The organism is Enterobacter sp. TCD1-1, assembly GCF_020567405.1.
Lineage (GTDB): Bacteria > Pseudomonadota > Gammaproteobacteria > Enterobacterales > Enterobacteriaceae > Enterobacter > Enterobacter quasiroggenkampii.
In genome coordinates this window covers 44,002-69,698 of sequence record NZ_JAJCXF010000006.1, presented here as the reverse complement: position 1 = coordinate 69,698, position 25,697 = coordinate 44,002, and the positions used below count along the sequence as shown (strand labels likewise).

The following is a 25,697-nucleotide window of genomic DNA, read 5'->3' as shown; positions in this document are numbered from 1 at the left end:
GTATGTTCCCCCTCACCCCAGCCCTCTCCCTCAAGGGAGAGGGGGTCGTCCGTGCAGGCATTATTTGTGGGGAACCCTCGGCACACAGGGTGAGGGCATCAGGCCGCAGAGGCCGCCTACCTATCCCTTACGAATCAAATACCGGTACGGCAGCGCCTCAGTCTGCTGTGCCACCAGCTCATGCTCCATAAAGGTACAAAAACCGGGAATGTCGCGGGTCGTGGCCGGGTCGTCGGCGATGATCAGCAGCGTTTCACCGGTCTGCATGTTGCGCACGGTTTTACGTACCATCATTACCGGTTCCGGGCAGCGAAGGCCCTGGGCATCAAGGGTGTGGTCTGGGCTGGAAAACAGGTCGGTCATGATCTTCTCGGTCAGGTAAAAACGGCTGTAGTTTACGCCCGGTTGCGATCAATGCAAACCAGGTTAACGATTGCGTAAAAACTAACCATTGCAATGTCCCGCCAAAGCAGTATCATGCTGCGGTTTTTATTGGGTTCCCTCACCCCAACGTATAAAAAGGTCACAATATGACGCAGTTTTCTGAATCTCAGCGCGTAAAAGCGTTGTTCTGGCTTTCGCTTTTCCATTTGCTGGTGATCACCTCCAGCAACTATCTGGTGCAGCTCCCTATCTCCATCTTTGGTTTTCATACCACCTGGGGCGCGTTCAGTTTTCCGTTTATTTTCCTCGCCACCGATCTGACCGTGCGTATCTTTGGCGCACCGCTGGCTCGCCGCATTATTTTTGCGGTCATGCTCCCGGCGCTGTTCATCTCGTACGGGGTTTCGTCCCTGTTTTATATGGGAAGCTGGCAGGGTTTTGAGGCGTTAACCCACTTCAACCTGTTTGTCGCCCGTATCGCCGCAGCAAGCTTTATGGCCTACGCGCTGGGGCAGATCCTCGACGTACACGTGTTTAACCGCCTGCGTCAGAATCATCGCTGGTGGATGGCGCCCACCGCCTCCACGCTGTTCGGTAACGTGAGCGATACGCTGGCCTTCTTCTTCATCGCCTTCTGGCGTAGCCCGGATGCGTTTATGGCCGAACACTGGATGGAAATCGCGCTGGTGGACTACTGCTTTAAGGTGCTCATCAGCATTGTCTTCTTCCTGCCCATGTACGGCGTGCTGCTGAATATGCTGCTGAAAAGACTGGCAGATAAATCTGAAATCACGGCATTGCAGGCAGGTTAAGGGTTCGCTTTATCAGTTGTGATAAGATGAACGAATGAGCCGTTATGGCCGTTTATCGAAAGGAAGAAGTCAATGCGCAATCTGGTTAAATATGTCGGGATTGGCCTGCTGGTTGTGGGCCTTGCAGCCTGTGATAACAGCGACACGAAAACGCCTGCTCAGGGCGCATCCGCAGAAAGCAATGCGACCGGCCAGCCGGTGAATCTGATGGATGGCAAACTCAGCTTCTCTCTGCCAGCCGATATGACTGACCAGAGCGGCAAGCTGGGCACTCAGGCGAACAACATGCACGTTTACTCCGACGCAACCGGGCAGAAAGCGGTCATTGTGATTGTGGGCGACGACACCAGCGAAGATCTGGCCGTCCTGTCCAAACGTCTGGAAGATCAGCAGCGCGGCCGCGACCCGCAGCTGCAGGTCGTGACCAATAAATCCATCGAGCTGAAAGGCCATAAGCTGCAGCAGCTGGACAGCATCATCTCTGCGAAAGGCCAGACCGCGTACTCCTCTGTCGTGCTGGGCAAGGTCGATAACAAACTCCTGACCCTGCAGATCACCCTGCCAGCGGAAGATCAGCAGAAAGCGCAGACGGCTGCTGAAAACATCATTAACACCATCGTGATCCAGTAACGTTTCACGATGATGACGTGGCCTCCGGTGCCTGCACCGGGGGCCATTTTTTTAGCCGCCACGTCAGAAGCAAGGCCACGATCACCAGACCCGCTGCGGCAAGATAGATCACCGGCACGCCTGCCCAGGCCATCACCAGCCCCGCCAGCGGGCCGGTAATGCCTAACGACATATCCATAAACACCGTATAGGTCGCCAGCGCGGCGCCCTGATTCTGCGGCGGCACGGCTTTAACCGCCACCACGCCCAGCGCCGGGAAGACCAGTGAAAAACCGGCTCCCGCGAGGAAGACGCCCACTTTCGCGACCCAGGGCACCATCGCTATTCCGGTCAGCAGCAGCCCGACAATTTCTATCGCAAAGCAGATCATCGCCACGTTCAGCCCACCCAGACGGTTGATGCCGTTAGGGAAAAGCAGGCGCGCGCCAACAAACGCACAGCTGAACAGGGTTAACGCAAAGGCCGCGCCGTCCCAGCCTTTGGCGTCATAGAACAGGGTAATGAAGGTCGCGATCACACCGAAGCCGGTGGTCGCCAGCGCCAGCGCCATGCCGTACGGCCAGACGCGCCCCAGCACCGCCCGAAACGGCAGCGGCTTGCCCTTGCTGGCCTTCACTTTCGGGCGCGGCAGCGCAAACAGAATCGCCAGCAGCGCGACCGCCATGATGGTGACGGCCAGCCCATACAGCCCGCCAAACGCATAGCAGGCCACGCCGAGCGGCGCACCGAGCGCCATCGCACCGTAGGTGACAATCCCGTTCCAGGAGATCACCCGGCCAATGTGCGGCGCACCGACAACCCCCACGCCCCACAGCGTCGAGCCGGTTCCCGCCAGGCTTTGCCCGATGCCTAGGATGACGCGGCCCAGGCAGAGGAGCGCCAGGCTGACCAACGGCCAGTGGCTGGTCGTGGCAGCCAGCAGGTAGCTCAGGCCACTGAGGAAGCAGCCGCACAATCCCACCACCACAATGCTTTTTGGACCGAACGTGTCCGCGTAGCGACCGGCATGCGGTCGGCTCAGGAGTGTCGCGAAATACTGCAGGCTAATCACCAGCCCCGCCCAGAAGGCACTGAAGCCCATCACGTCATGGACATAGCCCGGCAGGACCGCCAGCGGCAGGCCGATGGTGAGATAGCTGGCAAAGTTGAAAATAACAACGGAAACGATGCGCAGATTGAGGCGCAGTCCGCTCAGTGCCGTTTCAGCGGCAGGTTCGGGCATGGGGTTCTACCTGGATTTTTTACAACAGTGTTTCACTATTACCACGCCCCAATAAGAAAATCAGCACCGACTTTCAGATTAACGGTGCCAGACGAAGCGAAGCCCGGGCACTACACTTATCGGGTCATCATATTAAGGAACACGCATGATCGCTAACCCGTCCGACAAAGCAGGACTCCACATCTTATTAAAGCTCGCCTGTCTGGTGGTTATCCTTGCGGGTATCCATGCTGCCGCTGACATTATTGTCCAGCTCCTGCTGGCGCTCTTTTTTGCCATTGTGCTTAATCCTCTGGTCACCTGGTTTCTTCGCCGGGGCGTCAGCCGTCCGGTCGCCATCACCATTGTCGTCATCGTGATGCTGATTGCCCTGACGGCGCTCTTCGGCGTGCTGGCGGCCTCGCTGAGCGAATTCTCCACCATGCTGCCGCAGTACAACAAAGAGCTGACGCGTAAGATTGTGGCGCTGCAGGAGATGGTGCCCTTCCTTAATTTGCATATCTCACCTGAACGGATGCTGCGCAGGATGGATTCCGAGAAGGTCATGACCTACGCCACCACGCTGATGACGGGGCTTTCCGGCGCGATGGCCAGCATTCTGCTGCTGGTCATGACGGTGGTGTTTATGCTGTTTGAAGTCCGCCACGTCCCCTATAAACTGCGCTTTGCGTTGAATAATCCCCAAATTCACATTGCCGGATTACACCGGGCGCTGAAGGGGGTCTCAAAATATCTGGCGCTGAAAACGCTGCTGAGCGTCTGGACCGGGGTGATTGTCTGGCTGGGGCTGATGCTGATGGACGTGCAGTTCGCGCTGATGTGGGGCGTACTGGCGTTTCTGCTCAACTACGTGCCCAATATTGGCGCGGTGCTTTCCGCCGTGCCGCCGATGATTCAGGCGTTTCTGTTTAACGGTTTCTACGAATGTATGCTGGTCGGCGCGTTATTCCTCGTCGTGCACATGGTGCTGGGCAATATTCTCGAACCACGCATGATGGGGCACCGGCTGGGCATGTCGACGCTGGTCGTATTTTTATCCTTACTGATTTGGGGATGGCTGCTGGGCCCGGTCGGCATGCTGCTGTCGGTCCCCCTGACCAGCGTGTGTAAGATCTGGATGGAAACCACTAAAGGCGGCAGCAAGCTGGCGATCCTGCTCGGGCCGGGGAGGCCAAAAAGCCGGTTGCCTGGGTAAGCACTCTCGTCTGGTTAGCCATTACCGGGGACAATAGATTATAGTAATGGTTTCGCCGCGCAACTTTGCGACTCTCTCTGTTTTGACTGAAGGCCAGACGTTATATGTACCAGGTTTTTCTGGGAAAAATCTCCTCGCTGAGCACCAATCGCTGGGCTGAAGCACTCTCCCGACACGCGCCCGAAGGCGCCCAGCGTGCGCGCTGGCTGGCGGGTCGCGGGTTGCTTTCGCGTCTGCTGGCCCCGAAGTCACTGCCGGAGATTATCCACAACGAACAGGGGAAACCCCTTTTTGCCGGCGACTATCCGCTGTGGTTCAGCCTTAGCCACGCGGATGATGACATTGCGTTAATTATCAGTGACGAAGGTAACGTGGGCTGTTCACTGGAACGTATTCGCCCGCAGGATAACTGGCACACGCTCGCCAATGCCGTCTTCAGCGGCGCCGAGCATGAAGAGCTGGAAAAAGAAACGCCAGAGAGCCAGCTTACGGCGTTCTGGCGCATCTGGACGCGGAAAGAAGCGATCGTTAAACAGAGCGGCGGTCACGCCTGGCAAATGGTTAGCATTGACAGTACCGCCCGCGCATTTCACTCAGTCAGCCACTGCCGGATAGACTCGCTGAGTCTTGCAGTCTGTACCGCGACGCCCTTTGAGCTCAGGGCCGGGCTGATCCATTCTGCTGACGACGTGCTGGCCGAAAAATCGTCAACACACCCAGAATAATAAACCCGACCCCCACCAGCCCGTGCCAGGAGAAACGTTCTTCCCAACCCGGCAGCAGGATCGCAGCGCCCCACACCAGGATATAGCTAAGACTCAGCAAGGCATACGCTTTGCTGAGCGCCATGCGATGCAGCGCCAGATACCAGCAGCCCATCGAGGCCACATACCCCATCAACCCCAGCAGCAGCGCCCCCGTGCCGGATGAGAAGTGCCACAGCGCGGAAATAAGCGCCAGAACATCGCTGACCGGCGGCAGTGACTGCATCGCACTGCGCAGCAACAGCTGCGCGGCGCTGACTAACAGCACGCTGCATAAGGCCCAGAACGCCCCTTTCACAGGCTTCCTCCCAGGATAACAATCCCAATGATGATCAACCCCACCCCCAGCCAGTGATGCGATGCTACGTTTTCACGCCAGAATACCTTCGCCGCCAGCGTCACCCAGACAAAATTGAGGCTCAGCATAGGGTAGGCAATGCCGACAGGCAGGCGCTGCAGCACCACCAGCCAGACCAGCATCCCGCTGCCCAGCGCCAGCAGGGCCAGGCCAAGCCACAGCGCGATATGCACGCCACGCCGCCCGGCTTTCGCCGGACGGGTAGCCTGTTTCTGGCACAGCTGTCCTGCACAGCTGAGCAGGCTTGCCAGTACCAGCCAGATCCAGGTCATCACTTCGGCAGATACTGCAGGTAGGCCAGACGGCCCTGGATATACAGGCTGTCCGGTTCTGGCAGATTAGCCCGCGAAAGGTCATCGCGTTTTGACAGCAGGATAACCAGCGATACGCGTCCCTGCTGACGGTGCTCTGCCAGCCACTGCGCGAAGTCATCTTTACCGACAAAACGATCTTTCACATCAGGATAATCCAGCCCGTAGCGCAGTTCGCCACTCTGACCATACAGCGTGATGTCATTGCGCTTCAGCTCCCACGCCAGGCCAGCGGCCACGCCCACGTTATTGGCCAGCACGTAACGGCTGTCCTGAAGCGGCTCGCGCACGGTGTCGACCAGCGACTGCGGCTGTTTGGAATCCACCACCAGGTTAGGAATGGCGAAACCAATCAGCAGCGCCAGGCCCGCAGGGCAGAACGCCGCCAGCCACCAGCTCTGCTGGCTCTGCCTGAACGTAAACCAGCCTACCGCGGCCCAGATGAGGAACGCGACCACCGCGCAGAACACTTTATACAGTTCGACCGAGGTCCAGACCGGATGCTTAGACAGTCCCCACGGGGAGACCACCAGCGCCGCCACTACGCCGATAACGCCAAACGCCAGGTTAATCCCGCCGTTAATGCGCAACGCTCTGGCGCCTTTCTCCGCCGCGAGGCAGGCATAGCGTGCCATCAGGATCGCCAGCGGGGCAAAGCACGGCAGGATATAGGTCGGCAGCTTGCCTTTGGCGATGCTGAAGAACAGCAGCGGCATCACCACCCATCCCAGCAGATAGAACCCGCCGCCCTCGTTTTGTCGGTCATTCCAGCCGAGACGAAACGCGCCGGGCAGCAGTGCCAGCCACGGCAGGCTACCCGCAATCAGGAACGGTATGTAGTACCAGAACGGGGCTTTGTGCTGCGCGTCGCTCTGGGCGAAACGCTGAATATGCTCCACCCAGAAGAAGTAACGCCAGAAGTCAGGCTCACGCTGCGCAATGGCCAGCCCCCATGGCAGAACAATCAGCACGCAGCTCAGGATCGCGAGCCAGCCAAAAATCAGCACCTCTTTCCAGCGCTTCTGGGCGATCACCCACGGCAGCACGCCAATCACCGGTACCGCCAGTGCCAGGAAGCCTTTGGTCATCACCCCCATCCCGCAGGCCAGCCCAAGCAGCACATAGCCGCCCGCTTTTCCGGCAACGGTTTGGGCCTGTGACGCCAGCCAGAAGCTGCACATCGCCGCCACCAGCCACAGGGTGATGATAGGATCCAGCACCGCATACGTGCCGATGCCATACACCAGGAACAGGGTCAGGAAGATCAGGCCGGAGAAAATGGCTGTCCGCTTATCCCGCCAGAGACGCCAGGCCATCCAGATAACCAGCAGCGCGGCTAAACCGGTGGAGAAGATGGACCCGGCGCGCACGGCGAGGTTCGTGTGCCCGAACAGCATCTGCCCGATGCTGTTGACCCAGTAGCCAGCAATCGGTTTTTCAAAGTAACGCAGCCCCAGGAAATGCGGGACAACCCAGTCTCCGGAGGCCAGCATTTCGCGGCTGATTTCCGCATAGCGCGTTTCATCAGGCTGCCAAAGCAGGCGGATATCGACCGGAATGAGGTAGTAAACGATAAACAGTGCGAGAAGCGCTAAGCCATAACGGGCTGTTTTCATGGGACCGGACTCACGGTTTGTTGATAACCAAGCCAGCCTTCCCGGCCAGCCAGTTCATTACGGACAACTTTGCCCACGGGCAGGGTGCTGAGGTCATCTGGCAGCAGCTCGCTCAACGGGCAGAATTCGATGCCCTCCTGAGCGGCCATCGTCAGCAGTTCGTCGAAATCATGCTGATACGCAATCCCTTCCACTTCGGCATGGATGGTATACACCGGCGTACCGGCGTCACGATGAATGCGGTCCAGAATGTAGCGATTGAACTCATCCGCCTTAACCTCGCGTCCGACCACTTCATCCCAGGTGGGAAGCGTGACCGGAATTTGCACCGTACCGTAGCGATTTTCGCCTAACAGCGGCAAAAAGGGCCCGGTTCCGCGGCAATCGCTGTTGTAGCGAAACGCGAAGGCCTCTTTGGCCTTCACGACGCGCTGATCCGCACGCCATCCCGCCACGGCGGAGCAGCGCACGGGCTGACCGATAATGGCCTCCAGCTCCAGCATCCCACGCTCGACCTCACGGGACAGGCGCGGGATATCCCAGACGCCCGCCCAGGCTTGCCAGGCATGGTGATCCCAGGCGTGCAGACCCACCTCATGATGCTGCGCCGCCTCGCGGATAACCGCTTCATTACCCGCGCCGATGCGTCTGCCGGGCCAGGCGGTGCCGGCCAGCAAAATATCCCAGCCGTAGAGGGATGCTGCGCGCGAGCGCAGCATTTTGTACAGAAATGCCGGTTTAACCAGACGCCATAAATGGCGTCCCATGTTGTCAGGCCCCACGCTGAAGAAAATGCTGGCGCGCACACCGTGCTTGCTCAGCAGTTCCAGCAGTTTGGGTACGCCGTCACGCGTTCCCCTGAAGGTGTCGACATCAATGCGTAAACCGACTTTTTTCATGAGACCTGTTCCGACAGCTCCACGGTGCGCAGGAAGAAATCAAGCGTTTCATCAATGGTCTGTTCCATCTTCACGGTCGGCGTCCAGTTCAGGCAGCGCTTCGCATTGCGAATGCTTGGCTTACGGTGCTCAACGTCCTGATACCCTTTACCGTAGTAGCTGCTGCTTTCCACTTCGCGGAAACCGGCAAACGGCGGGAATCTATCGCGCAGCGGATGACGCTCAAAGCTGGCCAGCAGCATCTCGGCCAGCTCGCGAATGCTCGCTTCGTTGTCCGGGTTACCGATGTTGATGATTTCACCGTTGCAGCGGTTATCTTTGTTTTCGATGATGCGGAACAGCGCTTCGATACCGTCGGTGATATCCGTAAAGCAGCGTTTCTGTTTCCCGCCTTCGATAAGCTTAATTGGCGAGCCTTCCACCAGGTTCAGGATCAGTTGGGTGATTGCACGGGAGCTGCCGATACGCGCCGCGTTCAGGTTATCCAGACGTGGCCCCATCCAGTTGAACGGACGGAACAGGGTAAAGCGCAGGCCCTCTTTCTCACCGTAGGCCCAAATCACGCGGTCCAGCAGCTGTTTGGAGACGGAGTAAATCCAGCGCTGTTTGTTGATCGGCCCGACCACCAGGTTGGAGGTGTCTTCATCGAAGTTCTTATCGGTACACATGCCGTACACTTCAGAGGTGGACGGGAAGATGATGCGCTTGTCGTATTTCACGCAGTCGCGGATGATCTTCAGGTTCTCTTCGAAGTCCAGCTCGAACACGCGCAGCGGGTTACGGGTGTACTCGATTGGCGTGGCAATGGCGACCAGCGGCAGCACCACGTCGCATTTCTTAATGTGGTATTCAATCCACTCGGAATGGATGCTGATGTCCCCTTCCACGAAGTGGAAGCGCGGGTTGTCCAGGAAGCGGCTGATCGCATCCGCGCCGATATCCAGACCGTAAATCTCGTAGTTATCGTCCTTAAGCAGACGTTCGGTCAGGTGGTTACCGATAAAGCCGTTCACGCCGAGGATCAGCACGCGGGTGCGGCGTTTGATGGCCACCACCGGTGCGCTGGTGATCAGCGCCCCGGCCACCAGGCCCAGCGACTGCGCCAGCTGTGTGCCCTGAACGTACAGGCCATTGTCGGTTTGTCCGGTAACGATCTCCAGCGCCTGCTCGCCGCAGCTCACAATCAGTGGGGAGACGGAGACGACGGTGCCCGGTTTTGCCGCCGGAATGTCGTCACGCACGCGGGATTTCCAGACGATGAATTTGCTTACGCCCGCAAAGCTGTAGGCGCCCGGCCACGGATCGGTTACGGCGCGCACCAGGTTGTGCAGCTGGCGGGCCGGTTTGTTCCAGTCCAGACGACCATCTTCCGGCGCGCGGCGACCAAAGCTGCTTGCCTTGTTCTCGTCCTGCGCGGTCTCGCTGAAGGTGCCGTTGAGGATGGCAGGAAGGGCATCACGCAGCAGCGTCTGTGCCGTCGCGTTCAGCTTCTGATGCAGCTGAAGCGCGGTGTCGTCCGCATCAATAGCGACCTTCTGCTGTGCCACGATGGCGCCCGCATCCGCACGGCGCACCATGCGGTGCAGCGTCACGCCCGTTTCCGTTTCACCGTTCACCAGCACCCAGTTCAGCGGGGCGCGGCCACGGTAGGCAGGCAGCAGAGAACCGTGAAGATTAAAGGCGCCTTTCGCGGCCAGGCCTAAGATCTCGTCAGAGAGCAGGTTGCGATAGTAGAACGAGAAGATCACGTCAGGCGCGAGGGCGCGGATGCGATCCACCCACAGCGGGTGGTTAACGTCGTCCGGCGCATAAACCGGGATACCGCGCTCGGCGGCGATACGCGCTACGGAGCCGAAAAAGTTGTTTTCTCCAGCCGTGTCCGGATGGGTAAAGATTGCCGCAATGTCATAGCCCGCTTCCAGCAGGGCCAGCGTGCCCGTGCACCCCATATCGTGATAGGCAAATACAACAGCTTTCATGGGTGAATTTCCTCTTGAGATGCTTTGTGTTCCTGACGGACAACACGTTGAATAAAGTAGCGCGGACGCGCGCGAACATCGTTATAGATACGGCCAATGTATTCACCGAGGAGACCCATCCCGACAAACTGGGCGCCGATGAACATAAACAGCACGGCAAAGAGCATAAAGACCCCTTCCGCCGCCCACTGCGGGCCAAAGACCAGGCGCAGTACCACCAGCAGGACAGAAATCGCAAAGCCCGCCAGCGCAATAATGCTGCCGAACACGCTCAGCAGACGCAGCGGCGTGGTGGTCAGGCAGGTGATGAGGTCATACATCAGGTTGATGAGACGCATAAAGCTGTACTTCGATTCCCCGTGCTCGCGCTCGGCGTGCAGAACCGGAATTTCTGTTGCCTTACGGGCAAAGGTATTCGCCAGAATGGGAATAAAGGTGCTGCGCTCATGGCAATGCAGCATGGCGTCGACAATATGGCGGCGGTAGGCGCGCAGCATGCAGCCGTAATCGCCCATCGCTTTACCGGTCGTGCGCTGGATCAGACGGTTGATGGTGCGCGAGGCCAGCTTACGGAACAGGCTGTCCTGACGGTTCTGACGGACCGTGCCGACCACGTCATAGCCTTCGTCGGCTTTGGCCACCAGGCGCGGGATCTCTTCCGGCGGGTTTTGCAGGTCCGCGTCCAGGGTGATGATCAGATCGCCCGTGACGTGGCTAAACCCCGCCATAATCGCCGAGTGCTGGCCGTAGTTACGGTTGAGCAACACGGCTACGATGTGGCTGCCTTCAATCTGCGCGGCTTCGGTCAGCATCAGCGCGGAATTATCGCTACTGCCATCATCCACCAGCAGAATTTCGTAGGCCTTGCCCATCGTGTCACAGGCGGCCGTTGTACGGCGGATCAGTTCGGGCAGGCTCTCCTGCTCGTTATAAACCGGGATTACCACGGATACTTTTTGTACAGGCGGTGCACTGAACATATCAATGTCCTGCAAGCTGATGGAGTGCGGTAATGACGCGGGTTGTGTCGTCATGAGTCATGTCCGGGAAAAGAGGGAGAGAACAAATACGCGCGCTATTCCATTCAGAATTCGGGAGCGATACATCAGGAAAACGCTCGCGGTAGTATTTTTGCGTGTGGGCCGCGCGGAAATGGAGGCCGGTACCGATGCCTTTCTCTTTCAGCGCCGCCATCAGGTTGTCGCGTGAGATCCCGCAGCGCGCTTCATCAACGCGAATAATAAACAGGTGCCAGGCGTGCACGTGCGGCCATGACGGAATAGTGAGCGGCTGGAACGGCGTATCGGCAAGCTCCCGCAGGTAGCGTTCAGCGATTTCCTGGCGGCGTTTGTTGGCCTCTTTCAGTTTGCCTAACTGCACCAGCGCCAGCGCGGCGTTGATGTCCGCCAGGTTGTATTTATAGCCCGGCGCGATCACTTCCGCCTGCGGCGCGCGGCCATGCGTCTGGCGATCATAGGCGTCTACGCCCAGGCCATGGAATTTCAGACTGCGGATCCGCTGTGCCAGCTGCGCGTTATCGGTGACCACCAGGCCGCCTTCCGCGCAGGTCATGTTTTTAATGGCGTGGAACGAGAAAATTGCCGTCCCTTTCCAGCCCACGTGACGGTTTTTGTAGTACGTTCCGGCGGCATGGGCCGCATCTTCAATCACCGGAATACCGTGACGTTCACCGATGGCATGGATAGCGTCGATTTCACACGGCGCGCCGGCATAGTGAACGGGAATAATGGCTTTAGTGCGCGGGGTAATGGCGGCTTCAACGGCTTCTGGCGTCACCATTAATGTGTCTTTATCCACATCAATCATGACTGGCGTGGCGCCCAGCAATACGATCATATTCAGCGTGGACACCCAGGTCTGGGAAGGGGTAATGACTTCATCGCCCGGGCCAATATCCAGCGCCATCAGCGTAACGTGCATGCCCGCGGTGGCGGAACAGACGGCAATCGCATGCTGATTCCCGGTAAGTTGACAGAATGCCTCTTCAAGTTCCTGATTCTTAGGCCCCGTGGTGATCCAGCCCGACATCAAAACGTCCTGAAGCGCCGCAATTTCCTCAGCGCCCATCGACGGTCGCGAAAAAGGCAGAAAATCACTCATTATTAATTTCCTTGCAATCAAAATGGCACGTTTTTGATATTAACCAAATGCTGGCCCGTTTATTTCAACGAACCATAAACTTATATCAAAGTATCTCTCTTTCCTTAGGGAAAAATTAAGACAGCGTTTACAACGCTATAAGACAACTAGCAGCCAATTGAAAAACAACAAGTTAATTTAATATTAAATATTTTTGATGTGATCTTCCGCAACATTTTGAAATGGGATCATTTAAACCATACATCAACAAACAAAAAAAATCCCGGCCATTTCAAAATAATATGAAATAGCCGGGAACTTTTCTTTTTAGTTAATTGTCGCGCTTATTACAGGTTATCTGGAAAGTTTTTCGGTAATTCACTGGCCGCACAGGCGATCACGCTTTCGTTATTGGCGCCGCAGTCACGTACAAAGGTGATAGTGGCAAATTCATCAATCACTTCCGTTGGATACGCCGGGCCCGCATCACGGTAGCTGTTCATCAGTGGAATATGATCGTTCTGGAAGCAGACGGTTTTTTCTGGGTTGTTCATGACCCAGCGCGGGAAGAAGATGGTGCCGTGGAACAGTTTGTCGCCCAGGTTCACAATCAGGCTGACGTCGGTACCGGTTGGCTCGGTCCAGGAAATTTTATAGATGCTCTCCCCTACCCGCACGATGTAAGCCTGCTGATCTTTCACCCAACGGTTTGCCACCAGACCGCTGTGAATACGGTAATCCAGGGTCGTCTCGTTTTTGACGTAAATCTCGTAGTTCCAGCCGTTGTCGTAGGTATAAACAAGGTGTTTGCCAACTAAGCCGCTTAAGTCGTGTTTGTCGAAGGTGTTCATAAGATGTCTCCTTTGTTTTGATGAGACGATCGTACCCCTTCAAAAAATGAATGAATAACGCTATGTTTTAATCAAATTCATCCAAATTTTAGATAAATTATGCATAAGACGACGCTTGAACAATGGTCTTTACTGGCGAAAGTGGTCGAGGCGGGCAGCTTTGCCCGAGCGGCGGAAGAAACACACCGCAGCCAGTCTTCCGTGAGCTATAACCTGTCGCTGCTGCAGGAGCGGCTGGGCGTGGCCCTCCTGGTGCCGGAAGGACGACGGGCGGTGTTAACGCCGGCAGGAGAATTGCTGCTCAACCAGGTTAAACCGCTGCTGAAAGCCTTTTCGTACGTTGAGACGCGCGCAGCGACCCTTCGCAACGGAATGCGCACGCGGCTGGATCTGGTGGTGGATTCCATTTTCCCCCGCCGCCGCCTGTTTGCCATTCTGCGCCAGTTCCAGCAGCAGTATCCGCAAACCCAGGTACGACTCACCGAGGTGCTGGAAAATACCCGGGACGATGCCATTAACGACGAAGCCGATGTGATGGTCCTCACCCGCCGCCAGGACATGACCGGGCTCGGCGAATGGCTGATGAATATCGACTTTGTTGCCGTGGCCCACCATCAGCACCCCCTCTTTGACCTCGACGCGCCGCTTAACGATGACATGCTACGCCCGTGGCCGCTCATTCAGATTGCGGACAGCCAGCCCGCCGCGCGCGCGGCCGGTGAGTCATGGACCTTCTCCACCATCGATGCCGCCATTGAGGCCGTCCTCTCTCAGGTCGGCTACGGCTGGCTGCCGGAGGAACGCATCCAGACTCAGCTGGATCAAGGCCTCCTGAAACGCCTGCCGCTGAGCCACGGTGCACGCAGAGCGACGCCGCTTCACCTGATTGTTAAGCGCTCCCTCGCCCCGCTTGACGAGCAGGTGGAGACGCTGCTGCGCCTTTTTAGCCAGGAGCCGTCATCCTCACCTGCTACGCTTTAAGGTCCGAACGTTAAAACGATAAGGAGCGGATGATGAAAATCGACTTTACGGGGAAAGTGGCGCTGGTGACCGCCTCAACCGGCGGGATCGGGTTCGCCATTGCCAGAGGGCTGGCAGAAAGCGGTGCCGAGGTGATCGTCAATGGCCGCAGCACGGAATCGGTGAACAAAGGCATTCAGCAGCTGCAGCAGGTGGTGCCGGGCGTCCAGGTGCGCGCCGCGATTGCCGATCTCAGCACGGCGGAAGGGGTCGAGTCGCTCCTCAAGGTAGCGAATAACGTCGACATTCTGGTTAACAATGCCGGGATTTACGGCCCGCAGGATTTCTATTCCACCGACGATGAAACCTGGGAGCGTTACTGGCAGACCAACGTGATGTCCGGCGTGCGTCTGTCCCGCGCCTTGCTGCCAGGCATGGTGCAAAAAGGCTGGGGGCGGGTGGTGTTTATCTCCTCCGAGTCGGCCTGTAATATCCCGGCGGATATGATTCATTACGGGGTGACCAAAACGGCGCAGCTCTCCCTGGCGCGCGGGCTGGCGAAGTTCGTGGCGGGAAGCGGCGTGACGGTCAACAGCGTCTTGCCGGGGCCAACGATGTCGGACGGTTTCGCAGAGATGATGAAGGATGAAATCGAAAAAACCGGTAAGTCGCTGGAGCAACTGGCGAAAGAGTTTGTGATGGCCAACCGCCCCAGCTCGGTGATCCAGCGCGCGGCCACGGTTGAAGAGGTGGCCAATATGGTGATTTATGTCTGTTCGCCCCAGGCTTCCGCCACCTCGGGCGCGGCGCTGCGCGTCGACGGCGGCGTCGTGGATGACATCATCTGAGGCTGTCAGGCTGCACTGCCTGCAACCCGACGGGCAGTAATGTAGTGCGCCTGCCAGTAAGCATCCGTCAGGGTTGAGACCGTGACGCCCTGGCTGCTTGAGGCATGAATGAACTGGCTATTGCCAATATAAACGCCGACATGCCTGCGGTTCGGACCCGTCTGGAAGAACACCAGATCTCCGGGCCTCAGGCGATATTGCGTCACCTGCACCCCGCGGTGGATCTGCTCTCCGGTCGTGCGCGGTAAATTAAGATGCGCCACATCGCTGAACAGGTGCTGCATGAGCGCGGAGCAATCCACCCCGCGGCGCGTGGTACCGCCCCACTGATACTGGGTTCCCTTCCACTTTTGGTATTGATCGAGCATGCGCGAGCGCAGCGGGCCCGTATCCTGTTGCATCAGCGCAGATTTCGCTGGCGAGACTGCCAGTTCATGGTTCATCGATAACATCGACGCGGGAAGTTGAAAACTGAATGCAGAAAACGACGCAAAACTTAACGTAAGGATTGAAATAAACGATCTAAGAGTCATATCAAGAAAGAGGTAGTGAGTGAGTTTTTCCTTACCTGTGGGGGCCAAAGGGTTCCCCTAAATATCGTGCGATGTGGCGATAATATAGACAGATCGTTTTTTCACCAATTCTTATCGAGGCCAAAATTGGACTCACTTTGAGATCGCAAGATCGAGAAAAAAATGGTGGTGATGTAAGGACTGTCCTGGTAAAGCAGGTAAACTGATCCACAGAATGTGTATTTCAGCTAAGACGTATTTATGACCAATATGATTTCCGACGAGACGGTGGCGAAATCCAGCGTGCTCTCTGTCTTTGACTTTGATGGGACGTTAACGCACCACGACAGCTTTATCCCTTTCCTGCGCTTTGCCTTCGGGAAACGTTACTTCGCGGGCCGTCTGGTGCGCATGGCGCTGCCCACGCTCCACTGCGTGCGTCGCAAGCTGACGCGCGACGAGCTAAAGGAAGTGCTGATTAAAACGTTCCTGACGGGCGTGGATGAACACTGGTTGCGCCAGCAGGCGGAAGCGTTTTGCGAAAAATACTGGAACAAGCTGATGCGCCCCGAAGGGGTTCTGGCCGTGGCGGCCGAGGTGAATTCCGGTGCGGAGGTGACCATCTGTTCCGCGTCTCCGGCACTGGTGCTTCAGCCGTGGGCTGACAAACTGGGCATTAAACTGATTGGCACGCAGCTGGAAGTGAAAAACGGCAAGCTGACGGGGCGCATCACGGGCCACAACTGCCGCTGCGCCCAGAAGGTGGCCAGGCTGGAAAAAGTCTATGGCGATCTGAACGCCTATCACCTGCGCGCCTGGGGAGACACCCGCGGCGACCACGAGCTGCTGGCGGCGGCGCAGGATCCGCACTGGCGGCACTTCCACCCGCCGCGCAAGCGCCGGAATTCACCGATTAAGGGTTAGGTGCGGTCTGGTGCCCTCACCCCAGCCCTCTCCCACAGGGAGAGGGAGAAAACCAAACTGTAGGCCCGGTAAGCGAAGCGCCACCGGGCGGTACATCAGGCCTCACGTTTCCCCGGGAACATCACGCTCGCAATAATTCCCAGCGCCAGCACGCCCAATACCACAAACAGGCTGGCCGTCGCGCCAATGCTGTAACCGTGATGCCAGAAGTGATCGGTGGCATTTAACCCCAGCTTGAACGCCACGAAGAACAGCAGCAGCACCACGGCTTTCTCGAGGTGCACCAGATACTGCTTCAGCGCTTCCAGCACGAAGTAAAGCGTACGCAGACCGAGAATAGCGAACATCATGGCGCTATAGATAATCAGCGGCTCGCGGCTCACGGCAATAATGGCCGGCACGGAGTCAAATGCGAACATCACGTCAGAGAGTTCGACCACGGCCACGCACAGCAATAGCGGCGTCGCATAGCGCTTCGCCTTCTTCACGCGTCCGACCATCACGTCCTGGTTTTCCGGCTTTTCAAGCTCTGCATCCACCTCTTTCTGCGTCAGAATAAAGGCATTGCTGCTGATTTTCGGCCAGACCGGATAGAAGCGTTTTACCAGGCGATAGGCGAGATGACCCGAGTAATCTTCCACTTCGTCACTCTCTTCATTACGTCTGAGCATCATCACCGCCGTCCAGCCGACAACCAGCGCGAAAATCACTTCGACGTAGGGCCCCAGGCTTAACAAGCTGGTGCCGATAGCCACGAAAATACCGCGGAAGACAATCGCCCCCAGCACGCCCCAGTAGAGCACACGGTGACGGTACTTATCCGGCACGCCGAACCAGGCGAAGATCGCCATCATCACGAACAGGTTATCGACGGAGAGCACCTCTTCCAGCGCATAGCCGGTAAGGAACAGGCTCGCCATCTCGGCGCCGTGGTGAACGTACAGGAACCCGGCGAAGGCCATCGCCATCATGACCCAGAAGATGGACCACATGGCGGCGCTTTTCAGCGAGATCGGTTTGTCGTGACGGTGCATAAAGAGGTCGATAAACATCGCCCCAACGGCCATCACCACAAAGACAACAACGGTTTCCGTCGGGAAACCGAGATGAGCAGCAGACATACAAAACCCTTTTGGCAGACAAAACACAGAACCATGCAAACTGGTGTAAACCAGGAACGAAACAGGGCGGGCCGTTAATCAGCCTCTTCACCCTTAAAGCCGCAGCCCAATCGGCTACGCAAGGAGGGGTACTTTACCTTACCAGGCGGGGATTGCGCATCTGCCGTTTAGGCGCTCATGCCACGTAAACGCTGCAGCACCGCGACCAGAACAGCCACAGACCAGCCTACCATCAACGCGCCCACCAGCCCTTCCACCCCGCCGATGAGCCGCCAGTGCTGGGGTAACGTGACGTCGCCGTACCCTACCGTCGCATAGCTCACCAGCGAAAAGTAGAAGCTGGTGTTCCAGTCATTAAACGCGTCGATGACAAAATAAAACGCCGCAAACAGCCCGGCTTCCAGGAGATGGGCGAAAATCATAGAGATCACGATGCCGACATTGCGTAAAACAATGCGTACCGCAGAATCGACCTCTAACGTAATGAATTTTAAAACGCCAAACATCCACAGCGAATGAATCACCACGGTTAGGGTAAGCAAAATAATAATGCTGAGTAGCTGCATGGTACGTGCTCTGACCAAAAGGAGTATGGCCACGCGAACGCGGCGGGGCATCTGGTCGAAGCTTAGTCGAAGGGAGAGGAAAAGTTGGTGCAATAATTGCGTTGCGTGATTATTTCTCTGCCAGCACGTCCTGCTTGCGGCTGGTCAGAAGCCTTGAGCGATATCCGCAGCGCACTATCTGTGAGTCACCTCTTATTTACATCATTTAAACCTTCCATTAACTGGATAAAAAGAACGCGCCGTCGCTATAGTGGTTTTGTTTAATAAAACTAAGTTGTACCTAATAAAACAAAGAACACACCCTGCGAGGATACAATGACAGAACATTTACGTAACGGCGCGACCGCCACCGAGGACATAGAAAGAGAGACGATGCGGAAGGTGATCTGGCGTATTCTCCCGTTTCTGATTGTCAGTTACCTGGTCTCGATTATCGATCGCGGGAATATCGGCATGGCTTCGCTGCAGATGAATGAAGACCTTGGCCTCAGCAAAGCGGCGTTTGGCTTCGCCAGCAGCCTTTACTTCGTGGCCTATTTTTTGTTTGAGGTTCCCAGTAACCTGGCCATGCAGAAAGTCGGTGCCCGGCTGTGGATACCGCGCATTATGATCAGCTGGGGCATCGTCTCCATGGGCATGGCGCTGGTTCAAAATACCACCTCGCTCTATATCGTTCGCTTTCTCCTCGGGGCAGCGGAAGCAGGCTTCTTCCCGGGCGTCGTGCTGTATCTGACCTGGTGGCTCCCTGCCCGCTACCGCGCGCGCATTATTGCGTCCTTTATGGTCGCCATCCCGCTCGCTAACTTCATCGGCTCCCCGCTTTCCGGGTTGATACTGTCGCTGGATGGCTGGCTGGGTCTTCGCGGCTGGCATCTGCTGTTCATTATTGAAGGCTTACCTGCGGTACTGCTGGGTATTGCGGCCTGGTTTATTCTCCGGGATCGCCCTCATCAGGCGAAATGGCTCGGTGATGAACAGAAAAAGTGGCTGGAAACCACGCTTGAGACCGAGCGGAGCCAGCAAAAGAACATTGGACATCAGACGACGTGGCAGTTGCTGAAGCATCGTCAGATCTGGCTGATGGCGGTGATTTACGCGGGCGCATCGTCCGCGGGCACCACGATCAGCGTCTGGTCTCCTCAACTGCTGAAATCCTTCCATCTCGATAATCTTGAGACAGGTCTGTTTAACGCTATCCCTTACGGTCTGGCATCGGTTCTGATGATTGTCTGGGGACGACACTCCGATCGCACCAACGAACGCCGCTGGCATACCGCGCTGACGCTGTTCATGATTGCCGCCGGCGTGTTCGCTGCCTTTGTAAACGTCTCGCTCTTTGCCACTATCGTGATCCTGAGCATTATCCTGACAGGCGCGTATTCTGCGAAAGGGCCTTTCTGGGCGCTGGCATCCGGCTGGATGAGCAGCTCCTCGGCGGCGGCAGGGCTGGCCGCGATTGGCGCCATCGCGAACCTGATAGGCGGGGTGGTCATGGTAAATGCCTACGGCATAATCAGCGAGCAGACGGGCAGCTACACGCTGGCTATGCTTCCGCTGGCCGCGCTGTGCCTGGCTGGAGGTATCGCGGTACTCATTATGGGGCGGCAGGCCCGCAACGCTCAGCTACACGAAAAACAGGTCACGCATTCGTGATGACAGAAGCGGGACACGTGTCCCGCTTCTGCGTTTAAAGATTGTCTTCCGCCGCGTCGCTCGTTTCACCAAAGAACTGCAGACAGAAGGGCTTACTGGCTCCCATTTTTTGCGACAGACGGCTGGCCGCCGCCTTCATCAAAGGCCCTATCTCCTTCTCACGACGATCTTCCGTCAGCCGTGAGATGGGGCCGGTCAGGGCTAACGCCGCAACCAGCTTGTCGTGAACGCCGAAGACAGGCATCGCAAACGCCGCGGTGTGGGGATCGCGTGCGCCTGACGTGTAGAAAGGGAGTTCAGCGTCTCCCTCCGGCAGGCTCTCATTGAGCCCCCAATGGCGCAAGACCTTACTGATGGCCGAATTATCGAGCGGGAACTGGCTGCCGGGAAGATTGCTGTGTCGCAGGCCGTGCGACGCTTCCGCGCGAAACAGGCAAAGGCGCTGCCCACCCTCCAGCACATACCAGCTGGCACTTTCCTGAGACGCCAGGGAGAGCGCCTGAAGCTCTGGCTGAACCACCCGCGAAAGATGGAAAGATTGTTCATACAGCTTGCCGAGGTAAAGCAGACGTGGGCCAAGCGCATAATTGCCGTCTTCATGCCTGACGACGTAATTCATCCGTTCAAGAGAATTCATCAGGCGGTAAACCGTGGTTTTGTGATAACCCGACAGCTGTGCCAGCGCGGTCAGCGTCAGGCTCTCATCCCCAGGACGGAAGCAATCCAGTAAAGCCAGCGCTTTTTCAACCGCTACAACGCCTTCATTCCCCATCATTATCTCCTTGTTAGCCCGGCAGTGAGTGTACCTCAAATTTTGTGAGTCACTTCGTGTTTACATCACAAACGCCACCTCGGGTCTGGCTAAAAGGAAAGCAACACCGCTATAGTTGTTTTGCTCTGTACACCTGCGTTGTACTAAGTAAAACAATATGGAGGCATTCATGTCCGTTTCTGAAAAAAAAGCGATTAATCGCCAGTTCGAACGCGTTTCTGCCGAGGACGTTCGTCGGGCTGCCGAGTATCAGGCAGCCATTCTGGCCGACGTGGCCGGTCGCCGCGGTACGCTTCACGGCCGCATCAAACCGCTGGCTCCTCACATGTCCGTTGCGGGTCCGGCCATCACCGTGGAAGTCCGTCCGGGTGATAATCTGGCGATTCATGCCGCGATGGCGGTTGCGCAACCCGGCGATGTCCTGGTCGTCGATGGCAAAGGCGACCTGAGCTGCGCGCTGCTGGGCGAAATCATGGCCACTCAGGCTCAGGCGAGCGGCATTGCGGGCATCATTATTGACGGTGCTGTACGTGACGCCGATTCCCTGAGCAAAGGTCACTACCCTGTCTTTTCTGCCGGTCTGAACCCCTGCGGCCCGACAAAGTTAATTTCTGGCCGGGTTAATCATCCCATTTCAGTCGCCGGGGCGACGGTTCAGGCCGGGGATCTGGTTGTGGCGGATATCGACGGCGTGGTCGTCATCCCGCGTGATGAGGTTCAGCAGGTCATCGCGCTGGCAAAGGAAAAGCTGGATATGGAGACCCGGCGTCTTGCCGCCATCCGTGAAGGCGATTTGCGTCCACACTGGCTTGATGACGCGCTTCGTAAGGCAGGTATGTTAGCTGACGGGGAGACGCTGTGATGGGGGGCAAAGACGTAGTTTTGGTTACGGGAAGCGACCTGGCGGAGCAGGCCATGGTGATGCTGCAGGGCTTTGAGGTGGTGTTTGCGGGCCGCCAGCCGACAGAAGATGACCTGATCGCGCTGTGTGAACGACACAATCCCGTGGCGATTCTGGTTCGTTACGGCCGGATCACCGCGAAAGTCATGGATGCCGCCCCGGCTCTGCAGGTTATTTCCAAGCACGGAAGCGGGATCGATGTGATAGACCAGACGGCAGCGGCCGAGCGCAATATCGCCGTCCGCGCGGCCCCAGGCGCAAACGCGGCGGCAGTGGCTGAACATACCTGGGCGCTGATCCTCGCCTGCGCAAAGTCCGTGGTGCCTCTGGACAAGCGGTTACGGGACGGGCACTGGGATAAGGCAACGCATAAATCCATTGAGCTGGAGGGATTAACCCTGGGGCTAATCGGATTGGGCGCTATCGGCTCGCGCGTGGCAACTATTGGTCATGCCTTCGGTATGAAGGTGCTGGCTTACGATCCTTATGCGAAGTCCATGCCCGCCCTGTGCGAACGCGCAGAGACGCTGACCGGACTTCTTTCCCGTTCCGATGTCATCTCTTTGCACTGTCCGCTAACCGATGAGAATCGGGGAATGATCAATAGCGAGACGCTCGCACACTGCAAGCGGAACGCCATTCTGGTCAATACGGCACGCGGTGGACTGATCCACAGTGAATCGTTACTGGCGGCGCTCCGGGATGGCACGCTGCACAGCGCAGCGCTGGACAGCTTTACCCACGAGCCGCTGACGGCGCCGCACCTCTGGCAGTCTGTAGAAAACGTGGTTATTTCACCGCATATCGGCGGCGTTACCGCCGCGTCATACATCAAGATGGGGACCGTGGCCGCGAGCAATATTCTGGCCGTGACGGACGCCACCACCGTCAGCCCGTAAAGCCAAGCGTGACGAGTGGCAGCGCGCTGATGTCACTTGTCTTCTGCCAGCGCCTGAGCACATGCCCAGGCACTTGCCCATGCCCACTGGAAGTTGTATCCGCCGAGCCAGCCGGTGACGTCCATCACTTCACCAATAAAATAGAGCCCGGGTACGTTGCGCGCTTCCATGGTGCGGGAAGAGAGTTCATTCGTGTCGACCCCGCCCAGCGTGACTTCCGCGGTGCGGTAGCCTTCCGTGCCGTTTGGCTGCACGCGCCAGTTTGTCAGGGTCTCCACCAGCGTCTCCTGTTCGCGGCTGTTAAGCTGCTTAAGCGACACGTCGGGGATCTGCCCCAGCACCTGCAAACACTCCACCAGACGCTTCGGCAGCTGCATTGCCAGCGTGTTTTTCAGGCTTTGATTCGGGTGCGCGGTACGCTGCTCGTTGAGGAACGCATCGAGATCGCAGTCCGGGAGCAGGTTAACCGTGACAAACTCCCCCGGCTGCCAGTAGCTGGAGATTTGCAGTACCGCCGGGCCGGAGAGGCCGCGATGGGTAAAGAGCAGGTTTTCGCGAAACACCGTGCCGTCTTCGGCGGTGATAACAGAGGGAACAGACACGCCAGACAGCGTCTGAAGCTGTTCCAGAAGCGGTTTATGCAGCGTGAACGGCACCAGCCCGGCGCGCGTAGGCAAAACGTTCAGGCCAAACTGTTCGGCAATCTTATAGCCGAACGGGGAAGCGCCCAGCCCCGGCATAGAGAGGCCGCCGCTGGCGATCACCAGATTATCGGCACTGACGGTTTCGCCGTTGAGCTGCAGCGTGTAGCCCTGGTCGTCGCGGGAAACCTCCAGCACCTCTGTGCGCAGGCGCATGACCACGCCGCCCTTCTCGCACTCGGCCACCAGCATATCGACAATCTGCTGCGCGGAGTCGTCGCAGAACAGCTGGCCCAGCGTCTTCTCATGCCATGCGATACCGTGCTTACCCACCAGGTCGATAAAGTCCCACTGGGTATAACGCGCCAGCGCAGATTTACAAAAATGACGGTTTTGGCTCAAATAGGCCGCGGGTTCAACATACAGGTTAGTAAAGTTGCAGCGCCCGCCGCCGGACATCAGGATCTTACGGCCTGGCTTTTTACCGTTATCCAGCAGCAGCACGCGACGACCCGCCTGTCCGGCCATTGCCGCACAAAACATACCCGCCGCACCGGCGCCAATTACCACGGCATCAAACCTTTCCACGTCAAAACCCTCTTTGTTAACTGCCGCGGATTGTAAAGTTTCCTCTGTGGTCACACCAGCGTAAAAAGATATTACAAAGCCATTCCATTGAAATTTAAAGAATATCCTTTCAGGCACTTTTCTCAATTCAGGTGGTATGTCAAAAAAAGTCTATATTTCACTTTGCCCGTTGCGCATTTGTCCTGGATAATGCGCCGCGTTCATGTCCTCAAAATGGCGTAACGTCCTATGCTACATTTGTTTGCCGGCCTGGATTTACATACCGGGCTTTTACTCTTGCTTGCTCTGGTTTTTGTACTGTTTTACGAAGCGATCAACGGCTTCCACGACACTGCAAACGCAGTAGCGACGGTTATTTACACTCGCGCAATGCGATCGCAGCTTGCGGTTGTTATGGCGGCGGTATTTAACTTTTTTGGTGTCCTCCTGGGCGGACTGAGCGTTGCGTATGCCATTGTGCATATGCTGCCAACAGATCTGCTGCTTAACGTAAGTTCTGGCCATGGCCTCGCTATGGTGTTTTCAATGCTGCTTGCTGCAATTATCTGGAACCTCGGTACCTGGTATTTCGGCCTGCCTGCATCCAGTTCTCACACCCTCATCGGCGCGATTATCGGTATCGGGTTAACCAACGCCCTCATGACCGGTACATCGGTTGTTGATGCGTTAAATATCCCGAAAGTACTGGGGATCTTTGCCTCTCTCATCGTCTCCCCTATCGTGGGTCTGGTGGTGGCAGGCGGGCTGATCTTCATCCTGCGTCGTTACTGGAGCAATACCAAAAAACGCTCCCGTATTCACCTGACGCCAGCAGAGCGTGAAAAGAAAGACGGCAAGAAAAAGCCGCCATTCTGGACGCGTATCGCCCTGATCATTTCCGCTATCGGTGTGGCTTTCTCACACGGCGCGAACGATGGTCAGAAAGGCATTGGTCTGGTGATGCTGGTATTGATCGGCGTTGCTCCGGCAGGCTTCGTGGTTAACATGAACGCCTCCGGCTACGAAATCACCCGGACCCGTGATGCGGTCAACAACGTTGAAACCTACTTCCAGCAGCACCCTGAGCTGCTGAAAAAAGCGACCGGCGTTGACCAGCTGATCCCGTCTCCGGAAGCCGGTGCAACCACCGCGCCTGGCGAATTCCACTGCCATCCGGCAAACGCGATTAACGCGCTGGAACGTGCCAAAGGCATGCTGGGCAATATCGAAAGTTATGACAAACTGACCGTTGAGCAGCGTGGTCAGCTGCGTCGCATTATGCTGTGCATCTCTGATGTAACGGATAAAGTGGCGAAGCTGCCTGACGTGAATGCTGACGACCAGCGTCTCCTGAAGAAACTGAAAGGCGATATGCTCAACACCATTGAGTACGCGCCAATCTGGATCATCATGGCGGTCGCACTGGCACTCGGTATCGGTACGATGATTGGCTGGCGCCGCGTGGCGACCACCATCGGCGAGAAGATCGGTAAGAAAGGCATGACCTATGCGCAGGGTATGTCCGCGCAGATGACGGCGGCAGTGTCTATCGGTCTGGCGAGCTACACCGGTATGCCGGTATCCACCACCCACGTACTCTCCTCGTCCGTGGCAGGTACCATGATTGTTGACGGTGGCGGCCTGCAGCGCAAAACCGTGACCAACATTCTGATGGCCTGGGTGTTCACCCTTCCGGCATCCATCCTGCTGTCTGGCGGGCTGTACTGGATTTCGCTGAAGCTGATTTAATCGGTTGAAGGCGACAAAAAAGCGGGTCAGGAAACTGACCCGCTTTTTTTATGCTCAGTGCCAAATCATCAATGCAATCATGCTGACCACGACCAGGCCACACAGGGCGCTGGTTAAAATGAACTGACGACGCAGGCGCTCGCAGCGACGGATAAACTCTTCATCGTGATGATCGCGGTAGCGCTGGTAGTAAATATATCCCACCAGACGCATCTGTTTGCTGGGCTGTCCATGCGAGGTGAAGAACCCTCCACCGTCCACATACTGATAAAGCAACGGATCGCAACCACGAAGTACCACTAACAGCGCACGTAACGATGAGAAGTAGCGCGCCATATTCACTATGCAAACCACGCATAACGCCCAAAACAATGCGACGGTGCTAATCATACATCCTCCCCGGCGTCCGCCCACGAAGCAAGGCTTCTGAGCTACCGCACCCCAATGCCCTGACAGACAGTTC

The 25,697-nt window shown here is 57.1% G+C and carries 27 protein-coding genes; 11 read left to right on the top strand and 16 right to left on the bottom strand.

From position 1 onward, the window contains the following. Positions 1–120: 120 nt before the first annotated feature. On the bottom strand, positions 121–363 hold the full coding sequence (gene tusA / locus LJA86_RS19270; protein ID WP_008503071.1) for a sulfurtransferase TusA: 243 nt from the start codon (positions 361–363) through the stop codon (positions 121–123). A gap of 167 nt (positions 364–530) precedes the next feature. Here tusA and LJA86_RS19265 point away from each other — a divergent pair, with 167 nt between their 5' ends. Together LJA86_RS19265 and LJA86_RS19260 are read left to right on the top strand one after the other, a co-directional pair. After that, positions 531–1,196, top strand: coding sequence for a 7-cyano-7-deazaguanine/7-aminomethyl-7-deazaguanine transporter (locus LJA86_RS19265; protein ID WP_008503072.1), 666 nt, complete (start codon positions 531–533; stop codon positions 1,194–1,196). Positions 1,197–1,268: 72 nt separating this feature from the next. Next, positions 1,269–1,826, top strand: a complete 558-nt coding sequence (locus LJA86_RS19260; RefSeq protein WP_008503073.1) for a DcrB family lipoprotein — start codon at positions 1,269–1,271, stop codon at positions 1,824–1,826. Between the two features lie 4 nt (positions 1,827–1,830). Here LJA86_RS19260 and LJA86_RS19255 read toward each other — a convergent pair whose 3' ends face one another. Next, positions 1,831–3,048 (bottom strand): MFS transporter, encoded by a 1,218-nt coding sequence (locus LJA86_RS19255; protein ID WP_048027718.1) that lies wholly within the window; start codon positions 3,046–3,048, stop codon positions 1,831–1,833. 145 nt (positions 3,049–3,193) lie between these two features. Here LJA86_RS19255 and LJA86_RS19250 point away from each other — a divergent pair, with 145 nt between their 5' ends. Continuing rightward, on the top strand, positions 3,194–4,243 hold the full coding sequence (locus LJA86_RS19250) for an AI-2E family transporter (protein WP_045909021.1): 1,050 nt from the start codon (positions 3,194–3,196) through the stop codon (positions 4,241–4,243). A 104-nt stretch (positions 4,244–4,347) separates the two neighbouring features. Further along, positions 4,348–4,968 (top strand): 4'-phosphopantetheinyl transferase AcpT, encoded by a 621-nt coding sequence (acpT, locus tag LJA86_RS19245; protein WP_063622753.1) that lies wholly within the window; start codon positions 4,348–4,350, stop codon positions 4,966–4,968. Here the strand turns inward: acpT and arnF are convergent. From arnF to LJA86_RS19205, 8 genes are all read right to left on the bottom strand, one after another. Further along, complete coding sequence (gene arnF / locus LJA86_RS19240; protein WP_126534889.1) at positions 4,901–5,305, bottom strand: 4-amino-4-deoxy-L-arabinose-phosphoundecaprenol flippase subunit ArnF; 405 nt, start codon at positions 5,303–5,305, stop codon at positions 4,901–4,903. The two genes, acpT and arnF, sit on opposite strands and share 68 nt — an antisense overlap. Then, positions 5,302–5,637, bottom strand: coding sequence for a 4-amino-4-deoxy-L-arabinose-phosphoundecaprenol flippase subunit ArnE (gene arnE, locus LJA86_RS19235; protein ID WP_126534890.1), 336 nt, complete (start codon positions 5,635–5,637; stop codon positions 5,302–5,304). Before arnE ends, arnF begins: the two co-directional genes overlap by 4 nt. Further along, positions 5,637–7,292 (bottom strand): lipid IV(A) 4-amino-4-deoxy-L-arabinosyltransferase, encoded by a 1,656-nt coding sequence (gene arnT / locus LJA86_RS19230; RefSeq protein ID WP_229226593.1) that lies wholly within the window; start codon positions 7,290–7,292, stop codon positions 5,637–5,639. Before arnT ends, arnE begins: the two co-directional genes overlap by 1 nt. Continuing rightward, complete coding sequence (arnD, locus tag LJA86_RS19225; protein WP_045909039.1) at positions 7,289–8,191, bottom strand: 4-deoxy-4-formamido-L-arabinose-phosphoundecaprenol deformylase; 903 nt, start codon at positions 8,189–8,191, stop codon at positions 7,289–7,291. The genes arnT and arnD overlap by 4 nt, the downstream gene beginning before the upstream one ends. Further along, positions 8,188–10,170: a bifunctional UDP-4-amino-4-deoxy-L-arabinose formyltransferase/UDP-glucuronic acid oxidase ArnA gene (gene arnA / locus LJA86_RS19220; RefSeq protein WP_229226592.1), complete on the bottom strand. Its 1,983-nt coding sequence runs from the start codon at positions 10,168–10,170 to the stop codon at positions 8,188–8,190. The genes arnD and arnA overlap by 4 nt, the downstream gene beginning before the upstream one ends. Further along, positions 10,167–11,150 (bottom strand): undecaprenyl-phosphate 4-deoxy-4-formamido-L-arabinose transferase, encoded by a 984-nt coding sequence (gene arnC / locus LJA86_RS19215; protein WP_048226320.1) that lies wholly within the window; start codon positions 11,148–11,150, stop codon positions 10,167–10,169. Before arnC ends, arnA begins: the two co-directional genes overlap by 4 nt. Position 11,151: 1 nt before the next feature. Further along, on the bottom strand, positions 11,152–12,291 hold the full coding sequence (arnB, locus tag LJA86_RS19210) for a UDP-4-amino-4-deoxy-L-arabinose aminotransferase (RefSeq protein ID WP_048027756.1): 1,140 nt from the start codon (positions 12,289–12,291) through the stop codon (positions 11,152–11,154). A 326-nt stretch (positions 12,292–12,617) separates the two neighbouring features. Further along, complete coding sequence (locus LJA86_RS19205) at positions 12,618–13,121, bottom strand: phenolic acid decarboxylase (RefSeq protein WP_229226591.1); 504 nt, start codon at positions 13,119–13,121, stop codon at positions 12,618–12,620. A gap of 99 nt (positions 13,122–13,220) precedes the next feature. On the opposite strand from LJA86_RS19205, the gene LJA86_RS19200 reads away from it, so the two are divergent. Continuing rightward, positions 13,221–14,102 carry a LysR family transcriptional regulator gene (locus LJA86_RS19200; RefSeq protein ID WP_229226590.1) on the top strand — a complete coding sequence of 294 codons (882 nt, stop codon included), beginning with the start codon at positions 13,221–13,223 and terminating at the stop codon, positions 14,100–14,102. A 32-nt stretch (positions 14,103–14,134) separates the two neighbouring features. Then, positions 14,135–14,929, top strand: a complete 795-nt coding sequence (locus LJA86_RS19195; protein ID WP_039267173.1) for an SDR family NAD(P)-dependent oxidoreductase — start codon at positions 14,135–14,137, stop codon at positions 14,927–14,929. Between the two features lie 5 nt (positions 14,930–14,934). Here the strand turns inward: LJA86_RS19195 and LJA86_RS19190 are convergent, their stop codons facing one another. Further along, complete coding sequence (locus LJA86_RS19190) at positions 14,935–15,381, bottom strand: NlpC/P60 family protein (RefSeq protein ID WP_196353042.1); 447 nt, start codon at positions 15,379–15,381, stop codon at positions 14,935–14,937. A gap of 321 nt (positions 15,382–15,702) precedes the next feature. Between LJA86_RS19190 and LJA86_RS19185 the strand changes: the two genes are divergently transcribed. Beyond that, positions 15,703–16,365: an HAD family hydrolase gene (locus LJA86_RS19185; RefSeq protein ID WP_229226589.1), complete on the top strand. Its 663-nt coding sequence runs from the start codon at positions 15,703–15,705 to the stop codon at positions 16,363–16,365. 95 nt (positions 16,366–16,460) lie between these two features. Here LJA86_RS19185 and LJA86_RS19180 read toward each other — a convergent pair whose 3' ends face one another. Further along, on the bottom strand, positions 16,461–17,486 hold the full coding sequence (locus LJA86_RS19180) for a TerC/Alx family metal homeostasis membrane protein (RefSeq protein ID WP_023616134.1): 1,026 nt from the start codon (positions 17,484–17,486) through the stop codon (positions 16,461–16,463). Between the two features lie 167 nt (positions 17,487–17,653). Beyond that, on the bottom strand, positions 17,654–18,052 hold the full coding sequence (locus LJA86_RS19175) for a potassium channel family protein (protein ID WP_024908850.1): 399 nt from the start codon (positions 18,050–18,052) through the stop codon (positions 17,654–17,656). A 315-nt stretch (positions 18,053–18,367) separates the two neighbouring features. On the opposite strand from LJA86_RS19175, the gene LJA86_RS19170 reads away from it, so the two are divergent. Further along, positions 18,368–19,705, top strand: a complete 1,338-nt coding sequence (locus LJA86_RS19170; protein WP_229226588.1) for an MFS transporter — start codon at positions 18,368–18,370, stop codon at positions 19,703–19,705. Between the two features lie 34 nt (positions 19,706–19,739). On the opposite strand, the gene LJA86_RS19165 is transcribed toward LJA86_RS19170, so the two are convergent. Then, positions 19,740–20,477 (bottom strand): IclR family transcriptional regulator, encoded by a 738-nt coding sequence (locus LJA86_RS19165; RefSeq protein ID WP_048226313.1) that lies wholly within the window; start codon positions 20,475–20,477, stop codon positions 19,740–19,742. 169 nt (positions 20,478–20,646) lie between these two features. On the opposite strand from LJA86_RS19165, the gene LJA86_RS19160 reads away from it, so the two are divergent. Together LJA86_RS19160 and LJA86_RS19155 are read left to right on the top strand one after the other, a co-directional pair. After that, positions 20,647–21,339 carry an RraA family protein gene (locus LJA86_RS19160; protein WP_126534895.1) on the top strand — a complete coding sequence of 231 codons (693 nt, stop codon included), beginning with the start codon at positions 20,647–20,649 and terminating at the stop codon, positions 21,337–21,339. Beyond that, on the top strand, positions 21,339–22,277 hold the full coding sequence (locus LJA86_RS19155; RefSeq protein ID WP_048226311.1) for an NAD(P)-dependent oxidoreductase: 939 nt from the start codon (positions 21,339–21,341) through the stop codon (positions 22,275–22,277). Before LJA86_RS19160 ends, LJA86_RS19155 begins: the two co-directional genes overlap by 1 nt. 32 nt (positions 22,278–22,309) lie before the next feature. Here the strand turns inward: LJA86_RS19155 and LJA86_RS19150 are convergent, their stop codons facing one another. After that, on the bottom strand, positions 22,310–23,506 hold the full coding sequence (locus tag LJA86_RS19150) for an NAD(P)/FAD-dependent oxidoreductase (RefSeq protein WP_048226402.1): 1,197 nt from the start codon (positions 23,504–23,506) through the stop codon (positions 22,310–22,312). A gap of 228 nt (positions 23,507–23,734) precedes the next feature. On the opposite strand from LJA86_RS19150, the gene pitA reads away from it, so the two are divergent. Next, positions 23,735–25,234, top strand: a complete 1,500-nt coding sequence (gene pitA, locus LJA86_RS19145; protein WP_008503116.1) for an inorganic phosphate transporter PitA — start codon at positions 23,735–23,737, stop codon at positions 25,232–25,234. Positions 25,235–25,288: 54 nt separating this feature from the next. Here the strand turns inward: pitA and uspB are convergent, their stop codons facing one another. Further along, positions 25,289–25,624, bottom strand: a complete 336-nt coding sequence (uspB, locus tag LJA86_RS19140) for a universal stress protein UspB (protein ID WP_003861224.1) — start codon at positions 25,622–25,624, stop codon at positions 25,289–25,291. Positions 25,625–25,697: the final 73 nt, after the last annotated feature.

What these genes read in the sequence shown, in the direction of transcription:
- arnT (WP_229226593.1), bottom strand. Translation starts at nt 7,292, where the DNA reads ATGAAAACAGCCCGTTATGGCTTAGCGCTTCTCGCACTGTTTATCGTT.
- LJA86_RS19190 (WP_196353042.1), bottom strand. Translation starts at nt 15,381, where the DNA reads ATGTTATCGATGAACCATGAACTGGCAGTCTCGCCAGCGAAATCTGCG.
- pitA (WP_008503116.1), top strand. Translation starts at nt 23,735, where the DNA reads ATGCTACATTTGTTTGCCGGCCTGGATTTACATACCGGGCTTTTACTC.
- LJA86_RS19180 (WP_023616134.1), bottom strand. Translation starts at nt 17,486, where the DNA reads ATGTCTGCTGCTCATCTCGGTTTCCCGACGGAAACCGTTGTTGTCTTT.
- LJA86_RS19255 (WP_048027718.1), bottom strand. Translation starts at nt 3,048, where the DNA reads ATGCCCGAACCTGCCGCTGAAACGGCACTGAGCGGACTGCGCCTCAAT.
- LJA86_RS19160 (WP_126534895.1), top strand. Translation starts at nt 20,647, where the DNA reads ATGTCCGTTTCTGAAAAAAAAGCGATTAATCGCCAGTTCGAACGCGTT.
- arnA (WP_229226592.1), bottom strand. Translation starts at nt 10,170, where the DNA reads ATGAAAGCTGTTGTATTTGCCTATCACGATATGGGGTGCACGGGCACG.
- LJA86_RS19195 (WP_039267173.1), top strand. Translation starts at nt 14,135, where the DNA reads ATGAAAATCGACTTTACGGGGAAAGTGGCGCTGGTGACCGCCTCAACC.
- acpT (WP_063622753.1), top strand. Translation starts at nt 4,348, where the DNA reads ATGTACCAGGTTTTTCTGGGAAAAATCTCCTCGCTGAGCACCAATCGC.
- arnD (WP_045909039.1), bottom strand. Translation starts at nt 8,191, where the DNA reads ATGAAAAAAGTCGGTTTACGCATTGATGTCGACACCTTCAGGGGAACG.
- LJA86_RS19205 (WP_229226591.1), bottom strand. Translation starts at nt 13,121, where the DNA reads ATGAACACCTTCGACAAACACGACTTAAGCGGCTTAGTTGGCAAACAC.
- LJA86_RS19155 (WP_048226311.1), top strand. Translation starts at nt 21,339, where the DNA reads ATGGGGGGCAAAGACGTAGTTTTGGTTACGGGAAGCGACCTGGCGGAG.
- arnE (WP_126534890.1), bottom strand. Translation starts at nt 5,637, where the DNA reads ATGACCTGGATCTGGCTGGTACTGGCAAGCCTGCTCAGCTGTGCAGGA.
- LJA86_RS19165 (WP_048226313.1), bottom strand. Translation starts at nt 20,477, where the DNA reads ATGGGGAATGAAGGCGTTGTAGCGGTTGAAAAAGCGCTGGCTTTACTG.
- arnC (WP_048226320.1), bottom strand. Translation starts at nt 11,150, where the DNA reads ATGTTCAGTGCACCGCCTGTACAAAAAGTATCCGTGGTAATCCCGGTT.
- LJA86_RS19185 (WP_229226589.1), top strand. Translation starts at nt 15,703, where the DNA reads ATGACCAATATGATTTCCGACGAGACGGTGGCGAAATCCAGCGTGCTC.
- tusA (WP_008503071.1), bottom strand. Translation starts at nt 363, where the DNA reads ATGACCGACCTGTTTTCCAGCCCAGACCACACCCTTGATGCCCAGGGC.
- arnB (WP_048027756.1), bottom strand. Translation starts at nt 12,291, where the DNA reads ATGAGTGATTTTCTGCCTTTTTCGCGACCGTCGATGGGCGCTGAGGAA.
- uspB (WP_003861224.1), bottom strand. Translation starts at nt 25,624, where the DNA reads ATGATTAGCACCGTCGCATTGTTTTGGGCGTTATGCGTGGTTTGCATA.
- LJA86_RS19170 (WP_229226588.1), top strand. Translation starts at nt 18,368, where the DNA reads ATGACAGAACATTTACGTAACGGCGCGACCGCCACCGAGGACATAGAA.
- LJA86_RS19265 (WP_008503072.1), top strand. Translation starts at nt 531, where the DNA reads ATGACGCAGTTTTCTGAATCTCAGCGCGTAAAAGCGTTGTTCTGGCTT.
- LJA86_RS19250 (WP_045909021.1), top strand. Translation starts at nt 3,194, where the DNA reads ATGATCGCTAACCCGTCCGACAAAGCAGGACTCCACATCTTATTAAAG.
- LJA86_RS19175 (WP_024908850.1), bottom strand. Translation starts at nt 18,052, where the DNA reads ATGCAGCTACTCAGCATTATTATTTTGCTTACCCTAACCGTGGTGATT.
- LJA86_RS19200 (WP_229226590.1), top strand. Translation starts at nt 13,221, where the DNA reads ATGCATAAGACGACGCTTGAACAATGGTCTTTACTGGCGAAAGTGGTC.
- LJA86_RS19260 (WP_008503073.1), top strand. Translation starts at nt 1,269, where the DNA reads ATGCGCAATCTGGTTAAATATGTCGGGATTGGCCTGCTGGTTGTGGGC.